17 protein-coding genes and 1 tRNA gene are annotated in these 15,685 nt (G+C 69.0%); 7 read left to right on the forward strand and 11 right to left on the reverse strand.

The window, feature by feature from the left end:
* The first annotated feature begins 153 nt into the window (after nucleotides 1-153).
* Entirely contained in the window at nucleotides 154-1,488 is a 1,335-nt protein-coding gene (locus ABD355_RS24975) for an SGNH/GDSL hydrolase family protein (protein ID WP_344402843.1), read from the forward strand.
* Nucleotides 1,489-1,539: 51 nt separating this feature from the next.
* Here the strand turns inward: ABD355_RS24975 and ABD355_RS24980 are convergent, their stop codons facing one another.
* The 4 genes from ABD355_RS24980 to ABD355_RS24995 are packed head-to-tail and all read right to left on the reverse strand — an operon-like array spanning nucleotide 1,540 to nucleotide 5,009.
* Complete coding sequence (locus ABD355_RS24980) at nucleotides 1,540-2,355, reverse strand: DUF1707 SHOCT-like domain-containing protein (protein ID WP_344402845.1); 816 nt, start codon at nucleotides 2,353-2,355, stop codon at nucleotides 1,540-1,542.
* 33 nt (nucleotides 2,356-2,388) lie between these two features.
* Nucleotides 2,389-3,372, reverse strand: a complete 984-nt coding sequence (locus ABD355_RS24985) for an ABC transporter ATP-binding protein (RefSeq protein ID WP_344402846.1) — start codon at nucleotides 3,370-3,372, stop codon at nucleotides 2,389-2,391.
* 22 nt (nucleotides 3,373-3,394) lie between these two features.
* Entirely contained in the window at nucleotides 3,395-4,159 is a 765-nt protein-coding gene (locus tag ABD355_RS24990) for an ABC transporter permease (protein ID WP_344402997.1), read from the reverse strand.
* Between the two features lie 49 nt (nucleotides 4,160-4,208).
* The gene (locus ABD355_RS24995) at nucleotides 4,209-5,009 is read right to left on the reverse strand and encodes an ABC transporter permease (RefSeq protein WP_344402847.1); all 801 of its coding nucleotides are present in this window, start codon (nucleotides 5,007-5,009) and stop codon (nucleotides 4,209-4,211) included.
* 203 nt (nucleotides 5,010-5,212) lie between these two features.
* Here ABD355_RS24995 and ABD355_RS25000 point away from each other — a divergent pair, with 203 nt between their 5' ends.
* Nucleotides 5,213-7,621: a transglycosylase domain-containing protein gene (locus ABD355_RS25000; protein ID WP_344402850.1), complete on the forward strand. Its 2,409-nt coding sequence runs from the start codon at nucleotides 5,213-5,215 to the stop codon at nucleotides 7,619-7,621.
* Nucleotides 7,622-7,688: 67 nt separating this feature from the next.
* Here the strand turns inward: ABD355_RS25000 and ABD355_RS25005 are convergent, their stop codons facing one another.
* Nucleotides 7,689-8,045, reverse strand: coding sequence for a GroES family chaperonin (locus ABD355_RS25005; RefSeq protein ID WP_030943670.1), 357 nt, complete (start codon nucleotides 8,043-8,045; stop codon nucleotides 7,689-7,691).
* Nucleotides 8,046-8,099: 54 nt separating this feature from the next.
* The gene (locus ABD355_RS25010; RefSeq protein WP_344402852.1) at nucleotides 8,100-8,429 is read right to left on the reverse strand and encodes a DUF3618 domain-containing protein; all 330 of its coding nucleotides are present in this window, start codon (nucleotides 8,427-8,429) and stop codon (nucleotides 8,100-8,102) included.
* Nucleotides 8,430-8,527: 98 nt separating this feature from the next.
* On the opposite strand from ABD355_RS25010, the gene bcp reads away from it, so the two are divergent.
* The 3 genes from bcp (at nucleotide 8,528) to ABD355_RS25025 (ending at nucleotide 10,283) form a co-directional block, all read left to right on the forward strand.
* On the forward strand, nucleotides 8,528-8,995 hold the full coding sequence (gene bcp, locus ABD355_RS25015; protein ID WP_115907926.1) for a thioredoxin-dependent thiol peroxidase: 468 nt from the start codon (nucleotides 8,528-8,530) through the stop codon (nucleotides 8,993-8,995).
* Nucleotides 8,996-9,138: 143 nt separating this feature from the next.
* Nucleotides 9,139-10,146 carry an HNH endonuclease gene (locus ABD355_RS25020; protein WP_344402853.1) on the forward strand — a complete coding sequence of 336 codons (1,008 nt, stop codon included), beginning with the start codon at nucleotides 9,139-9,141 and terminating at the stop codon, nucleotides 10,144-10,146.
* A gap of 53 nt (nucleotides 10,147-10,199) precedes the next feature.
* Nucleotides 10,200-10,283: transfer RNA gene (locus tag ABD355_RS25025), tRNA-Leu, on the forward strand.
* A gap of 53 nt (nucleotides 10,284-10,336) precedes the next feature.
* Here ABD355_RS25025 and rdgB read toward each other — a convergent pair.
* From rdgB to ABD355_RS25045, 4 genes are all read right to left on the reverse strand, one after another.
* Nucleotides 10,337-10,942 (reverse strand): RdgB/HAM1 family non-canonical purine NTP pyrophosphatase, encoded by a 606-nt coding sequence (gene rdgB / locus ABD355_RS25030; protein ID WP_344402854.1) that lies wholly within the window; start codon nucleotides 10,940-10,942, stop codon nucleotides 10,337-10,339.
* A 33-nt stretch (nucleotides 10,943-10,975) separates the two neighbouring features.
* Nucleotides 10,976-11,377, reverse strand: a complete 402-nt coding sequence (locus ABD355_RS25035) for a hypothetical protein (protein ID WP_344402856.1) — start codon at nucleotides 11,375-11,377, stop codon at nucleotides 10,976-10,978.
* Nucleotides 11,378-11,519: 142 nt separating this feature from the next.
* Nucleotides 11,520-12,257, reverse strand: a complete 738-nt coding sequence (gene rph / locus ABD355_RS25040; RefSeq protein WP_344402857.1) for a ribonuclease PH — start codon at nucleotides 12,255-12,257, stop codon at nucleotides 11,520-11,522.
* 105 nt (nucleotides 12,258-12,362) lie between these two features.
* Nucleotides 12,363-12,704 carry a PTS sugar transporter subunit IIB gene (locus ABD355_RS25045; protein WP_344402858.1) on the reverse strand — a complete coding sequence of 114 codons (342 nt, stop codon included), beginning with the start codon at nucleotides 12,702-12,704 and terminating at the stop codon, nucleotides 12,363-12,365.
* A 154-nt stretch (nucleotides 12,705-12,858) separates the two neighbouring features.
* On the opposite strand from ABD355_RS25045, the gene ABD355_RS25050 reads away from it, so the two are divergent.
* Complete coding sequence (locus ABD355_RS25050) at nucleotides 12,859-14,124, forward strand: PTS transporter subunit EIIC (RefSeq protein WP_344402859.1); 1,266 nt, start codon at nucleotides 12,859-12,861, stop codon at nucleotides 14,122-14,124.
* 98 nt (nucleotides 14,125-14,222) lie between these two features.
* Here the strand turns inward: ABD355_RS25050 and ABD355_RS25055 are convergent, their stop codons facing one another.
* A complete protein-coding gene (locus ABD355_RS25055; protein ID WP_344402860.1) occupies nucleotides 14,223-14,975 on the reverse strand; it encodes an MBL fold metallo-hydrolase in 753 nt (250 codons plus the stop codon).
* Nucleotides 14,976-15,209: 234 nt separating this feature from the next.
* On the opposite strand from ABD355_RS25055, the gene ABD355_RS25060 reads away from it, so the two are divergent.
* Nucleotides 15,210-15,662, forward strand: coding sequence for a type II toxin-antitoxin system PemK/MazF family toxin (locus tag ABD355_RS25060; protein WP_344402861.1), 453 nt, complete (start codon nucleotides 15,210-15,212; stop codon nucleotides 15,660-15,662).
* Nucleotides 15,663-15,685 lie beyond the last annotated feature (23 nt).

Raw genomic sequence — 15,685 nt, forward strand, 5'->3', positions numbered from 1 at the left:
TTGTCCCTTCCTGACCGACTCCCGGAACGGAACAAGAGTTCCCGGCGTTCGTGGGACAGGGGCCCTGTCCCACGAACCCTCACCCCATGCCGCATCATTGGGGTGATCACTTCGGAGCCTCGGGCTCCACTCGCCCGAGGAGAACCGCACCGCATGACCAAGCGTCACGGTTATGCCTTGCTGGCCGCGATCATCGCCGTGATCGTGGGCCTTTCCACCGCCATATACGTCGGGGTCGCAGCCGACGACGGCAGCGCCGGCACCAGCGCTCTCGGCAGGGCGGGCGCCCCGCGCGACCCCGCCGCCCCCGCCTCGGCCGGCATCTGGGTCGGCTCCTGGTCGGCCTCCCCGGCCGGCGCCGAGCCCGGCACCGAGGCGTTCGGCATGGCGGGCCGCTCCGTCCGCAACCTCGTGCACACGAGCGTGGGCGGTACGAGTGCCCGTATCACCCTCTCCAATCTCTACGGCCGGACGGCGCTGACCGTCACCCACGCCTCGATCGCCGTGGCCCTCGCCTCCGACACCGCGGCGGCCTCCGCGGACACCATGCGGCGGCTGACCTTCGGCGGCAGCACCACGGTCGTCGTCCCGGCCGGACAGCAGGTCCTCAGCGACGCCGTCCGCATCGTGATCCCGCAGGGCGGCGACGTACTGGTCACCACGTACTCGCCCACCCCGTCCGGCCCGGTCACCTACCACCCGCACGCACGCCAGATCTCCTACGTCGCCGAGGGCGACCTCACCGAGGAAGTGACCGGCACCGGCTACACCGAGCAGACGCCGTTCTGGCGCTATCTCACCGCGCTGGACGTGCTGAGCAACGAGTCGGACGGCACCGTCGTCGCCTTCGGCGACTCCCTCACCGACGGCATAACGTCCACGCAGAACGCCAACCACCGCTGGACGGACGTCCTTTCGGAGCGGCTGCGCTCGGCGATCAGGTCCGGCCAGGACCTGCCCCGCTACAGCGTCGTCAACGAGGGCATCAGCGGCAACCAGGTCCTCGCGAGCGGCCCGGGCCGCCCCGCCGACAACCAGAGCGGGCTCAGCCGGTTCTCCCGTGACGCCCTCGCCCGTACGAACGTCAAGGTCGTCGTCATCGACCTCGGCGTCAACGACATCCTGCGCAACCCGCGCCTCGCCGACCCGGACAAGATCCTCGACGGTCTGCGCACCCTGGTCCGCGCGGCCCACTCCCACGGCATCAAGGTCATCGGCGCCACCCTGATGCCGTTCCAGGGCCACCGCGGCTACACCCCGGCCCGCGAGGCGGTCCGGCAACAGATCAACGCCGAAATCCGCTCGGGCCGCATCTACGACGCGGTGGTCGACTTCGACAAGGCGCTCCGGGACCCGTACAACCCGCGCCGCCTCCGCTCCGACTACGACTCGGGCGACCATCTCCACCCGACGGACAGGGGCTTCGAGAAGATGGCCCAGGCCTTCGACCTGAACGAGTTCAAGGGTTCGGCCCCGGCACAGCTGTAACAGGCGGCACCCGGCAAGCGCTCCCGCCGTCACCCCAGCGCAACCGCCGGCTCAGTACTCCCCGCCCCGTCGCCGATCCCGCCGCTCTTCATGCCGGGCCCGGCGCTCGTCACGCATCTCCCGCCGCCACTCCCGATGCTCCTCCAGCATCCGCCGGTGATCCGCGAACCCCTCCCCCAGCTGACGCGCGCCCCCGCGCTCCAGCTTCTCCTGCCGCCGCTCCTCCTTGAGCCGCCGCCGCTCCTCCCGGGTCAGCTTGCGCTCGACCCCCACCCCACCCCAGAAGGCGAACCCGTTCACGATCACCCGAGGCGCCCCGGGCTCCCCCGGCACACCTTCCTCGCTGTGGTCGAACCCGCCCATGATGCCGATGCCCCGCACCACGACCTCGACCCCCGGCGGCACGATGATGTTCATCCCGCCCATGATCGCAATGCAGTTGATCTCGACCTCGTGGTCCGCGAAGTTCGCCTCGCGCAGATCGATCTCCCCGCCGCCCCAGAAGGCGAAGCAGTTGAACACCTTCGGCACGGTCCAGCGCCCCTTGCGCTGGAACCCCGACATCACGGCGACGGCCCATGAGGAGGACCCCTCACCGCCGACGACCCGCCCGGCCCAACTCCCGCTCGGCACAGGCTCCTTGACCAGGGACACGGGAGGCGGCGGGGTCACCCCGGCAGCCGGCAGATCACGGGTGATCGGCGTCAGTTCGCCGTACGTCCGCGCCTTGTAGGTGGCTTCCAGCCGCTCCTCGAACTCCTCCATGTCGAGACGCCCCTCCGCGAGGGCGTCCCGCAGGACCTCGGCGACTCGTTCACGATCGGCGTCGGATGCGCGAAGCTCCGGGACTGCGGCGTCGTCGGTCATACAAGGCAGCCTACGAGTTCGCCCGCCCCGCGGCTACGAGACCGCTTTCTCGGCCTGTCCCGGGGCCGAACCGGCATACATCTTGGCGATCACGTCCTCGATGTCCGGCTCCCGTACCGACAGATCCGCCAGCGGGTACTCCGCCGCGATCCGCGCCACCAGCGCCGCCGCCGACTCCCCCGCCGGGAACGCCAGCCACTGCCGCGGCCCCTCCACCTTCACCACCCGCGCGGGCGCCGCGTCGATCGGCGCCGTCTCCCGCTCCAGATCCACCACCAGGGTGCGTTCACTCTCGCCCACCTCGTGCAGCCCGGCGAGCGCACCGTCGTACATGAGCCGTCCGTGGTCGATGACCATCACCCGCGAGCACAGCTGTTCGATGTCCTGGAGGTCGTGGGTGGTCAGCAGCACGGTGGTGCCCCGCTCCGCGTTCAACTCCCGCAGGAATCCCCGCACCTTGGCCTTGGAGATGACGTCAAGCCCGATCGTCGGCTCGTCCAGGTACAGCACCTCCGGGTCGTGCAGCAGCGCCGCCGCGATGTCCCCGCGCATCCGCTGCCCGAGCGACAGCTGCCGTACCGGAACGTCCAACAGCTCGCCGAGTTCCAGGAGTTCGACGCAGCGGTCGAGGTTCTCGCGGTAACGGGCGTCCGGGATCCGGTACATGCGGTGCATCAGCTTGTAGGAGTCGATCAGCGGCAGGTCCCACCACAGCGTCGTACGCTGCCCGAACACCACGCCGATGCGGTGCGCCAGCCGCGTCCGCTCGCGTGAGGGATCGATGCCGGCGACGCGCAGCCGCCCGCCGGACGGGGTGAGGATCCCCGTCAGCATCTTGATCGTCGTCGACTTCCCGGCGCCGTTGGGGCCGATGTAGCCGACCATCTCGCCGCGCGCCACCGTGAAGGAGATGCCGTCGACGGCCCGCACCTGCCGCCGCTCGCGCTTGAGGAAGCCGGTCTTCTTGCGTACGTCGAAGACCTTCTCGACGCGGTCCAGTTCAATGAAGGCGTCCATCGTCACCCTGCCACCCACCCTGCTAACTCCCCGTACTCCGATACGACCTGAGCCCGGCCCGCCACGCCAGACCGGACAGCGCAAGACATGCCACCGCCACCAGCGGCGGGGCGAAGGCCACCCACTGCGGCAGCCCGAGCGGCATCGACCGCCCCAGCACATAGGCGGCGGGCAGCCAGGTGACGAAGGCCAGCGGCAGCAGGAACGTCACCCCGCGCACCAGCTCCCTGCCGAACACCGTCGGCGGATACTGCAGCAGCGTCGCGCCGCCGTACGTGAACGCGTTCTGCACCTCGGACGCGTCCTGCGCCACGAACTGGAAGGCGGCGCCCGCCACGAACACCGCGCAGAAGATCCCCGCACCGCTCACCACCATCACCGGCATCAACAGCACCTTCAGCGGCGTCCAGTCGATGTGGACGGCGGCCAGCGCATACCCGAGGACCAGCGCGCCCTGCATGATCCGCCCGAGCCGGCGCAGCGCGAAACGGTCGGCCGCGACCTGCGCCAGCACCGGCGCCGGACGTACGAGGAGCGTGTCCAGCGTGCCGTCGCGCACCCGCTGCCCCAGCCGCTCCATCGAGCCGATCGCGAGGTCCGCGAACCCGAAGGCGACGCTCGACAGGCCGTACAGGAAGGCGACTTCGGGCAGCGGCCAGCCGCCCAGCACCTTCACCCGCGAGAACATCAGCAGGATCCCCACGAAGTCCAGTGCGGTCACCGCGAAGTTCGCGAACGTGGTCATCGCGAAGGACGCCCGGTACGCCATCGTGGAGCGGATCCACATCCCGCCGATCAGGCGATAGGCCCGCAGCCCGTCCACCACCCGGCTCACCTCAGCCACCCTGAACGACCACCCTCCGTGTCGCCACCGCCTGCAGCAGCCGCCCGGCCCCCAGCAGCACCACCGCCCACGCGCCCTGGAAGGCGAACGTCGCCCATGGATCGGCCTCCCCGAGCAGCACGTCCGCCGGCTTCTGCAGCAGCGCCGACCACGGCAACTCCCGTACGACATCGCCGAGTGCGCCCGGGAACACGTTGAGCGGCAGCATCATCCCCGAGCAGAAGAACCCGGCGAGCATGGTCATGTGCGTCATGCCGGTGCCGTCCATCAGCCAGAACGTCAACAGGGCGATCAGGTACCGGATACCGAATCCGACCATCATCGCCAGCACCAGGGTCACCAGGAATGCAGCCCAGGTCGCCACGTCCCCCGGCAGCGCCACCGGAAAGACCAGCGCACCGAACGCGAACGGGATCACCCCCCGGCCCAGCAGTTGGAACAGCGCGCGCCCCACGTCGGCCGCCAGCCACCACAGTTGAAGATCGGCGGGCCGGTACAGGTCGATCGCGACGTCCCCCGTCCGGATCCGTTCCATCAACTCGCCCTCGACGCCGCTGCCCCCGATCGCCAGCGCCGCGAAGATCGCCTGGCCCAGCCAGACATAGGTGACGGCCTGCGCCTGGTCGTACCCTCCGAGGTGCGGCTTCTCGTCCCACAGCGCCAGATACGTGTAGACGAGGATCAGCCCGAAGACGGTGTTGGTGAACACCCCTGCCGCAGTGGCCGCCCGATACGTCGCGTAACGTCTGAAACCGCCCGCTACGACGGCCGCGTACAACCGTCCCGAGCCCACGTCAGTCAACCTCCCGGACCGCCCGACACCGAAGCGCAGGAGCCTAGTCCGCTGGTAGTGACGTACGCCACGCATTTTCCCGAGGGGACGCGTGCCGTGATCCGGGAACGGAACGCATGGTGCGAGAGTCTTCAAGAGGGGGCGCAGATGGCGTACGAGGGCGTACGGGAACGTACGACGCGAAACAGGAGTCCGTGCACGAGATGAGCGACGAGCCGCAGCCGCAGCAGCCGAACCAGGGCTGGGCACCAAGAGAGCCGCACGGCGCTGCCGAGCCGGGCGCTCCCGAGCCGGGCGGGGCGAAACCGAAGCGGCCCAGGCGCACCGGCTGGCGCCGGCTCATCCCGACCTGGCGGATGGTGCTGGGCACCTTCGTCGTCGGCGTGCTGCTGCTGATCGGCCTGTTCTTCCTCGGCTACTCGCTGGTGAAGATCCCGCCGGCCAACGCCCTCGCCACCAAGCAGGCCAACGTCTACCTCTACGCGGACGGCTCCCAGATCGCCCGGGACGGCGACATCAACCGGGAGAACGTGACGCTCGCCCAGGTCTCCAAGGACGCCCAGCACGCCGTCCTGGCCGCCGAGGACCGCGACTTCTACTCCGAGTCCGCCATCGACCCCAAGGCGATGCTGCGCGCCGCCTGGAACACCGCCACCGGCAAGGGCAAGCAGTCCGGCTCGACGATCACCCAGCAGTACGTCAAGAACTACTACCTGGCGCAGGAGCAGACCCTCACCCGCAAGGCCAGGGAGTTCTTCATCTCGATCAAGCTGGACCGGGAGCAGCCCAAGGACAAGATCCTCGAGGGCTATCTCAACACCAGCTACTTCGGCCGCAACGCCTACGGCATCCAGGCCGCCGCCCAGGCCTACTACGGCCAGAACGCCACCAACCTCGACCCGGCCCACGCCGCCTACCTCGCCGCGCTCGTCAACGCCCCCAGCGAGTACGACGTGATCGCGCACCCCGAGAACAAGGCGGCGGCCGTGGCCCGCTGGAACTACGTCCTGGACGGCATGGTCAAGAAGGGCTGGCTGAGCGAGGCCAAGCGGACCGGCCTGAAGTTCCCGATGCCGAAGGAACAGACCGTCTCCACCGGCATGTCCGGGCAGCGCGGCTACATCGTCACCGCCATCAGGGACTACCTCACCAAGAACAAGATCGTCACCACGGACGACCTCGAGGCCGGCGGCTACCGCATCACCACGACCCTGCAGAAGAGCAAGCAGAACGCCTTCGTGAAGGCCGTCAACGACAAGTTGATCTCCAAGCTGGACAAGAAGAACAACAAGGTCGACAACTACGTCCGCGCGGGCGGCGCCTCCGTCGACCCGAAGACCGGCAAGGTCGTCGCGATGTACGGCGGCATCGACTACGTCAAGCAGTACACGAACGGTGCGACCCGCGGCGACTTCCAGGTCGGCTCCACCTTCAAGCCCTTCGTCTTCACCTCTGCCGTCCAGAACCACTCCACGACGCAGGACGGCGAGACCATCACCCCGAACACCTACTACGACGGCACCGACAAGCGCCCCGTGCAGGGCTGGTCCGGCGGCAGCTACTCCCCCGCGAACGAGGACGACGTCTCCTACGGCAACATCACCGTGCGCACCGCCACCGACAAGTCCGTCAACTCGGTGTACGCGCAGATGGCCGTGGACGTGGGCCCCGACAAGGTGAAGGACACGGCGGTCGCCCTCGGCATCCCCTCCGACACCCCCGACCTGACCGCGACGCCCTCCATCGCGCTCGGCGTGAACACCGCCAGCGTCCTCGACATGGCGGAGGCCTATGCGACCCTCGCCAACCACGGCCGGCACAGCGCGTTCACGATGATCGACTCGATCACCAAGGACGGCAAGGACGTCGTCGAGCTGCCGAAGGACACCACCACGAAGGCCGTCAGCCGTGAGGCCGCCGACACCACCACCTCCATCCTGCAGAGCGTCGTCGACAACGGCACCGCGACCGCGGCCCAGGGTGCGGGCCGCCCCGCCGCCGCCAAGACCGGCACCGCGGAGGAGGACACGGCAGCCTGGTTCGCCGGCTACACACCCGATCTCGCGACCGTCGTCTCCGTCATGGGCCAGGACCCCGTCACGGCCGCCCACAAGTCGCTGTACGGCGCGCTGGGCCTGGCCCGCGTCAACGGCGGCGGCCCGCCCGGGGACATCTGGGCGCAGTACACGAAGGACGCCCTGAAGGGGAAGCCGGCGACGGACTTCGACCTCCAGCTCCAGGCGGGCGCCGACGAGACCCAGCCGCCCGCCACCAGCGAGCCCCCGCAGCAGCCGGGCACGGGCGGCACCACCGGCCCCACGCCCACCACGAACGGCCAGAGCAACCAGGGCCAGACCCAGGGCCAGAACAACGGCGGCACGACGAACGGCGGGACCAACACCACGGGCAACACCACGACCGGCGGCACCACGGGCGGCAACACCACCGGCGGCACTACGGACGGCGGGAACACCACGACGGGCGGGACGACCGGCGGCACGACGGACGGCGGGACCACGGCGGGCACGGACACCGGGGGCACGACCGACGGCGGCACGACCGCCGGCACGGACGTGGGAACGTCGGCGGGCACGGGCGGCCCGCCGACCTGACACGACGAAGAGGGCTGGTGACGACGGTCACCAGCCCTCTTCGCAGCTGTCCTGCGAGTACGGGGTCCTACAGGTACAGACCCGTCGTGTCCTCGGACCCCTCGAACCGGTCCGCGGCCACGGCATGCAGGTCACGCTCACGCATGAGCACATAGGCGACGCCCCGGACCTCCACCTCGGCACGGTCCTCCGGGTCGTACAGGACCCGGTCACCCGGCTCCACGGTCCGTACGTTCTGGCCCACCGCTACGACCTCGGCCCAGGCCAGCCGACGCCCGACCGCCGCCGTGGCGGGGATCAGGATGCCCCCGCCCGACCGCCGCTCGCCCTCGCCGCTCTCCTGCTTGACCAGAACCCGGTCGTGCAGCATCCGGATGGGCAGCTTGTCGTGCTGGGTGCTGTGCTCGTTTCTCTTGGCGCTCACGCCTTGAACCTACCTGCCTTTGCCCCGTCCGTCCGCCGCCGGGTCCGCGCTTGCTCAGCCCCGGCGCCGCCGCGTCCCGAGCGCGAGCAGCCCGACCAGTCCCACGGCGACGACCGCGACCGGCACGATCCGCTCGAGCCGGGGCGCGCCCTCCTCGTCCACGAACTGCGCCTTCACATCGCTCACGGCCTTGTTGACCCCGACGTAGGCCCGCCCGAGGGTCTGGTCGATGTTCGACACGACCTTGGCCTTGGCGTCGCCGACGATCGTCTTCGGATGCACCCGCACCCCGATCTCGTCGAGCGTCTCGGCCAGCACTTCGCGGCGGCGCCTGATGTCCGCCTCGATCTGCGCCGGGGTTCTGGTGTCCGACGTGTCCGCCACCGTGGGGCCTCCGAAGTCGCCTGGTGCCTGCTTGTTCCGGACAGTCTGTCAGTTCCGGCCGCCGCTGTACTGTCAGGACCCCCGGTTACGCTGGTCCGATGAGCGAGCGACTCCAGCCGGGGGACGTGGCCCCCGACTTCACCCTCCCCGACGCCGACGGCAACGACGTGTCCCTCTCGGCCCACAAGGGCCGCAAGGTCATCGTCTACTTCTACCCCGCGGCCCTGACGCCCGGCTGCACCAAGCAGGCCTGCGACTTCACCGACAACCTGGAACTCCTGGCCGGTGCCGGCTACGACGTCATCGGCATCTCCCCGGACAAGCCGGAGAAGCTGGCGAAGTTCCGCGAGAAGGAGTCCCTGAAGATCACGCTGGCGGCCGACCCGGAGAAGACGGTCACCGAGGCCTACGGCGCGTACGGCGAGAAGAAGAACTACGGCAAGACGTACATGGGTGTCATCCGCTCCACGGTGATCGTGGACGAGGAGGGCAAGGTGGAGCGGGCGCTGTACAACGTCCGCGCGACGGGCCACGTGGCAAAGATCATCAAGGATCTGGGGATCTGAGGGCCCGGTTCCGCTGAGCGAGCGGCTCGCACTGGGGTGCCCCGGTGCGGGCCGCTTTGCGTTTCGGGCGTGACTGTCCGATAAGCGATTCGTTACTCCGTGCGAGGCTGCGAACGTGTGGTCGGAACGGAGGGGTGAAGAGCATGGCGCACACGTCGGATCCGTACGACAAAGAACGGCTCACACAAGCAGTGGCCGAGGCCCGCAATTGGGCTGACCTGATGCGACGACTCGGGCTCAGGAGGAGCGGCGGTCAGCGACGTGTCCTGCAGGAGAAGGTCGCAGAGCACGGGCTGGACACGAGCCACTTCGTCAAGCGCAGCCCGTGGCGCAAGTACCCCGACGCGGCCATCGCCGAGGCCGCGGTCTCGTCGTCCTCGCTGCGCGAATTAGCACTGAAGCTGGGTGCGGCCCCAGCCACGGGAACTCTGTCCCACCTCCGGCGCCGCATCGACGCGGCAGGCATCGACATCAGCCACTTCCCCGGCATCGATCGCCCCGAATTGGATCTCCCCTTCACGCCGGAAGAACTCCGGGCGGCTGCAGTCTCAGCCACGAGCGTGCGGGGTGTAGCCCGAGCTCTGGGTGTGCCCGATGACAGTCGGCCCAGGGCCACGCTGAGCCGCATGCTTGCAGCTCAGCACATCGACACGAGCCACTTCTCGCACCGGAGAGCAACAATCCCCGAGGACAAGCTGCGGAGTTTGGTGCAGACCTCGACCAGTTACGCCGACGTCATGCGCGGGCTCGGCATGGACGTCAACGACACCAATCACCGGCGTGTCCGGCGCGCAGCCGCCCGACTCAGTCTCGACACCAGCCACTTCAAGCGGCGGTCCTGGAGTCGGCCGGAGTGCCCCGCACCCCCTCCAACTGCGCATCGGGTGCTGGTGGTCGTCCCAGATCAAGCCGGGCGGACGAACAGGACCCGACTTCACCAGGCCCTGACCGAAATCGGGGTGCCATATGCCTGTGCGGAGTGCGGCAACACCGGCGAGTGGCGGGGGCACCCCATCACCTTGCAGATCGACCACGTCAACGGAAACTGGCGGGACAACCGCCGGGAAAACCTGCGATATCTATGCCCCAACTGCCATGCGCTGACAGAGACGTGGTGTCGTCAGAAGGGCAGAGTCCCCCTCACCGGGTGAGCCGACGGCCCCGTACACTGAAGGCCGCCGCTCAGGAGATTGATCGGCGGAATGCGGCGGTGGCGCAACGGCGACGCAGCAGGTTTAGGTCCTGTGGCCCCTGACCGGGCTTGAGGGTTCGAATCCCTTCCGCCGCACATAGACGGCCTGCGAATCGAAGGATCGACGCGCAGGCCGTTCTTGTGCAAGCTCAGCCCAACAGCTCCCGCACCACCGGCACAAGTGCCCGAAACGCCTTCCCCCGGTGACTGATCGCGTTCTTCTCCTCCGCGGTCAGCTCGGCGCACGTCCGCGACTCGCCCTCCGGCTGCAAGATCGGGTCGTAGCCGAAGCCGTTCGTGCCCACCGGGGTGTGCCGCAGAACGCCCCGCAGCTGCCCCTCGACCACGCGCTCCCGGCCGTCGGGCAGCGCCAGTGCCGCCGCGCACGCGAAGTGGGCGCCCCGGTGTTCGTCCGCGATGTCGCCGAGCTGGGCCAGCAGCAGCTCAAGGTTGGCCTTGTCGTCGCCATGCCGACCCGCCCAGCGGGCGGAGAAGATGCCCGGGGCGCCGTTCAGGACGTCCACGCAGAGGCCCGAGTCGTCGGCCACGGCGGGCAGGCCCGTCGCCTGCGCCAGCGCGTGGGCCTTGAGCAGGGCGTTCTCGGCGAACGTCACGCCTGTTTCCTTGACGTCGGGGACATCCGGATACTCCTCCGCCCCGACCAGCTCATGAGGGAGTCCTGCTTCGGCGAGGATCGCCCTGAGCTCGGTGATCTTTCCGGCGTTGCGGGTGGCGAGGATCAAGCGCGTCGTCATGGGGCAACAGTACGGCGCGGCCCATACGGGGTCTTACGAGGAGGTGCAGACCTTTGTGAGTTCGCCCGCTGCGTCCGTGACGGGGCTGACGTCCGGGGTCTTGTCGCCGTTCTTGATGGCGGTGCGGACGTTCGAGACGGCCTTGTTCAGGTCGTCGACGGCCTTGTTGACGTCGGCGTTGTCGGTCTTGTCGCCGATCTTGTCGAGGTTCTTGTCGATGGAGGCGAGCGACTCGTCGAGCTGGGTCGGGTCGTTCGAGGCGTTCTCCACGGCCTGCTGGAGGTTGGTGACGCTGTCGGCGATGGTGTCGGCGGTCTGGACGCAGTCCAGGGCCTTGTCGACGGCGTCGCAGCCGGTGGTGAGGCCCGCGGTCAGCACCGTGGCTGCCAGCGCTGCGATGGTGACGGTGATGCGGCGGCCTCGGCTCACGGCCATGACTGTGGTCCCTCCGTTGTCCAGGCCCGTGGGCCCCCCGTACTGGTCGGGCGCACGGTGGTGTGCCGTGCGCCCGCATTCGTAGGGACGCGGGGACGGGCGCCGGGGTTGCCCCCGGCCGCCGTTCCGCTTGGTGCGTCCTTTACTTTTCGAGGACCGTATCAAGCGCCTTGCGCTGCAGGGCAGCGAGTTCCGAGCAGCCGGAAACCGCCAGGTCCAGAAGGGAGTTGAGCTCCTCGCGGGCGAACGGCTCGGCCTCCGCGGTGCCCTGGACCTCGACGAAGCGGCCGTCGCCGGTGCAGACGACGTTCATGTCGGTGTCGGCGCGTACGTCCTCCTCGTAGCAGAGGTCGAGGAGCGGGATGCCGCCGACGATGCCGACCGAGACCGCCGAGACGGTGCCGGTGAGCGGCTGGCGGCCGGCCTTGATCAGCTTCTTGCCCTGGGCCCAGGCGACCGCGTCGGCCAGGGCCACGTACGCGCCGGTGATCGCGGCCGTGCGCGTGCCGCCGTCGGCCTGGAGGACGTCGCAGTCGAGGACGATGGTGTTCTCGCCGAGTGCCTTGTAGTCGATGACCGCGCGCAGGGAGCGGCCGATGAGGCGGCTGATCTCGTGGGTGCGGCCGCCGATCTTGCCGCGTACGGACTCGCGGTCGCCGCGGGTGTTGGTGGCGCGGGGCAGCATGGAGTACTCGGCGGTGACCCAGCCCTCGCCGCTGCCCTTGCGCCAGCGGGGGACGCCTTCGGTGACGGAGGCGGTGCAGAAGACCTTGGTGTCGCCGAAGGCGATGAGGACGGAGCCCTCGGCGTGCTTGCTCCAGCCGCGTTCGATGGTGATCGGGCGGAGTTGTTCGGGGGTGCGGCCGTCGATTCGAGACATGGCGATGAGCCTAGCCGTACAAGCGGAAAGGGCCCCTCCCGCGGCGGGAAGGGGCCCCGACGAGTGAGTGCCGGCCGGGGCGGCCGTGGCTCATCTCACGTGCGTTCACATCATGTCTTCGATCTCCGCGGCGATGGGGTCGGCGTCGGTGCCGATGACGACCTGGATCGCGGTGCCCATCTTGACGACGCCATGGGCGCCGGCGGCCTTCAGGGCGGTCTCGTCGACCAGCGAGGCGTCGCTGACCTCGGTGCGCAGCCGAGTGATGCAGCCCTCGATCTCCTCGATGTTGTCGATGCCGCCGAGCCCGGCAACGATCTTCTCAGCCTTGCTGGCCATGTCAGTCTCCTCACGCGCAGTTGCTGTCGCCCGTAGCTGGTCTACACCACCGGGGAGGCGGTCGCCAACCTGGGGCCGCACTTGGACCGCCGGGGCCTGACAGGCCACCAGAAAACAGCGGGTTCCTTATCCGGCCTTCACCGTGCTACAACAGGTCTACACCACAGGTCTAAACCACTGAGTGCTCCACAATGGTTCGGACCAGCGACGCCGCCGTCCCCATTCCTGTCCCCGGGCGGCGCTCTGCCCCCTGGAGGAAGTTGTGACCACGGCCAGCGCCGCTCCCGCGGCCGAGAAGAAGAAGGGCCCCGGCGCGATGGCTGTGCTGCAGCGTATCGGCCGCAGCCTGATGCTGCCGGTGGCCGTCCTGCCCGCCGCCGCTCTTCTGGTGCGGCTGGGCAACACGGACATGCTGGGACGCCCGTCCTTCCCCACGTTCCTCACGAAGATCGCGGGGTTCATGGCGGCGGGCGGCAACGCGATCCTCGACAACATGGCGCTGCTGTTCGCCGTGGGCATCGCGATCGGCTTCGCCAAGAAGTCGGACGGCTCGACGGCGCTCGCCGCGGTCGTCGGCTACCTGGTCTTCAAGAACGTGCTGGGCACGTTCACGGACAAGAACCTGCCGAAGGTGGCGACGGCCGTCGACGGCAAGGTCGTCATGGTGAACGCGCCGGTCGACGCCAAGGTGCTCGGCGGTGTGGTGATGGGCCTCGTGGTCGCGCTGCTCTACCAGCGCTTCTACCGCACCAAGCTGCCCGACTGGGCGGGCTTCTTCGGCGGCCGGCGCCTGGTGCCGATCCTGTCGGCCTTCGCGGGCCTGGTCATCGGCATCGTCTTCGGCTACATCTGGCCGGTCCTCGGCACGGGTCTGCACAACTTCGGCGAGTGGCTGGTCAAGTCGGGCGCGGTCGGCGCGGGCATCTTCGGTGTGGCCAACCGTGCGCTGATCCCGATCGGCATGCATCACCTGCTGAACTCCTTCCCGTGGTTCCAGGCGGGCGACTACCACGGAAAGAGCGGTGACATCGCGCGCTTCCTGGCGGGCGACCCGACCGCGGGCCAGTTCATGACCGGCTTCTTCCCGATCATGATGTTCGGTCTGCCGGCGGCCTGTCTCGCGATCGTGCACTGCGCCCGTCCCGAACGCCGCGCGGTCGTCGGCGGCATGATGTTCTCGATCGCCCTGACGTCGTTCGTGACGGGTGTGACCGAGCCCATCGAGTTCACGTTCATGTTCATCGCGCCGGTCCTGTACGCCATCCATGCGGTCCTCACCGGTGTCTCCCTGGCGCTGACCTGGGCGCTCGGCATGAAGGACGGCTTCGGCTTCTCGGCGGGCGTGGTGGACTTCGGTCTGAACTGGGGCATCGCGACCAACCCGCTGGGTCTGATCCTGGTGGGTCTGTGCTTCGGTGTCCTCTACTACGTGATCTTCCGCTTCGCGATCATCAGGTTCAACCTGCCGACGCCGGGCCGCGAGTCCGACGAGGAACTGGCGGAACTGCAGAAGGCGGAGGCCAAGTAGCCTCACGCCACCGCGCACGAAGGCTCCCGGAACCCCTGGTTCCGGGAGCCTTCCGCATGTTCGCTGCGCTGGATCTCGTAGCTCTGGATCTCGTAGCTCTAGATCTCGTACGTCTGCCTCGGCGCCGCCAGGGCCACGGGGCCGTCGAACACCGCCTGGGCGTCCGCCAGGTTGACCTGCGGGTCGGTCCACGGCGGGATGTGCGTCAGGACCAGGCGCCGGGCGCCGGCCCGGGCCGCCGTCTCGCCCGCCTCGCGGCCGTTGAGGTGCAGGTCGGGGATGCTCTCCTTGCCGTGCGTGAAGGCGGCCTCGCACAGGAACAGGTCGGTGTCTCGGGCGAGTTCGTCCAGGACGGAGGTCGTGCCCGTGTCGCCGGAGTACGTCAGGGACTTCCCGCCGTGCTCGATGCGGATGCCGTACGCCTCCACGGGATGGGCCACGCGTTCCGTGTGCACCGTGAACGGGCCGATCTCGAACGTGGACGGCTTGACCGTGTGGAAGTCGAAGACCTCGCTCATGGAGGAGGCGGTGGGGGTGTCGGCGTAGGCGGTGGTCAGCCGGTGTTCCGTTCCCTCGGGTCCGTAGACCGGAATCGGGTCGCAGCGGCCGCCGTCGTGCCGGTAGTAGCGCGCCACGAAGTAGGCGCACATGTCGATGCAGTGGTCGGCGTGCAGATGGCTGAGGAAGATCGCGTCGAGGTCGTAGAGACCGCAGTGGCGCTGCAGCTCGCCAAGGGCACCGTTGCCCATGTCGAGAAGCAGCCGGAAGCCGTCGGCCTCTACGAGGTAGCTCGAGCAGGCCGATTCCGCGGACGGGAACGACCCCGAGCAACCGACGACGGTGAGCTTCATGAAGCAGAAACCTCCGCTGGCGGGAACTTTTCCGGGAAGGAGAACGGGGGTCGTGCGGTCCGTCGAGCGTAAGGCGCAAAACGTCCGGTCGCTCCTCAAGCAAGGGCTGTTGTGGGCGAACTCACCTGTGGTGTCACCGGTTCGGCTGGAAGCGGGGCGGGTGAGGCGCGAGAGAGCGAGCACGGGTTGCACAGAGGGCGCGCGGCGCTGATCGTGCGCCGGTAACGTCTTCGTATGGACACGTCATGGTGGCTCGCGCTCGCGGCGGTGATACTGCTCGCGCTGGTCGCCACGCTCGTCGACGGCTGGGGGCGGGGGCGACGGCCCTCGGGGCGCCGGACGCGGCCGCCGGGCCGGCCGGGTGTGCGGGGTGGCGGGCGGCCCAGGCCCGCGGAGATCTGGTGGGCGAACGTTCCGTACGAGGACCGGCCGGGCAACAAGGACCGGCCCTGTCTGGTGCTGGTGGTGCACGGGGAGCGGGCGGTCGTCGCGAAGATCACCAGCAAGTACCACGACGAGCGGGCCGGGGTGATCCCGTTGCCGCCGGGGGCCGTCGGCGATGCGCAGGGGCGCGCGAGCTTCCTGGAGACGGACGAACTGCGCGAGGTGCCGGTGTGGGAGTTCCGCCGGCGGGTGGGTGTGGTGGACCCGGTCCTGTGGGACCAGGTCCGTCACCTTGCGACATGAGCCCGCCGGGCAGGCCCACGAAG

The sequence above is a fragment of the Streptomyces longisporus genome, assembly GCF_039532765.1.
GTDB lineage: Bacteria > Actinomycetota > Actinomycetes > Streptomycetales > Streptomycetaceae > Streptomyces > Streptomyces longisporus.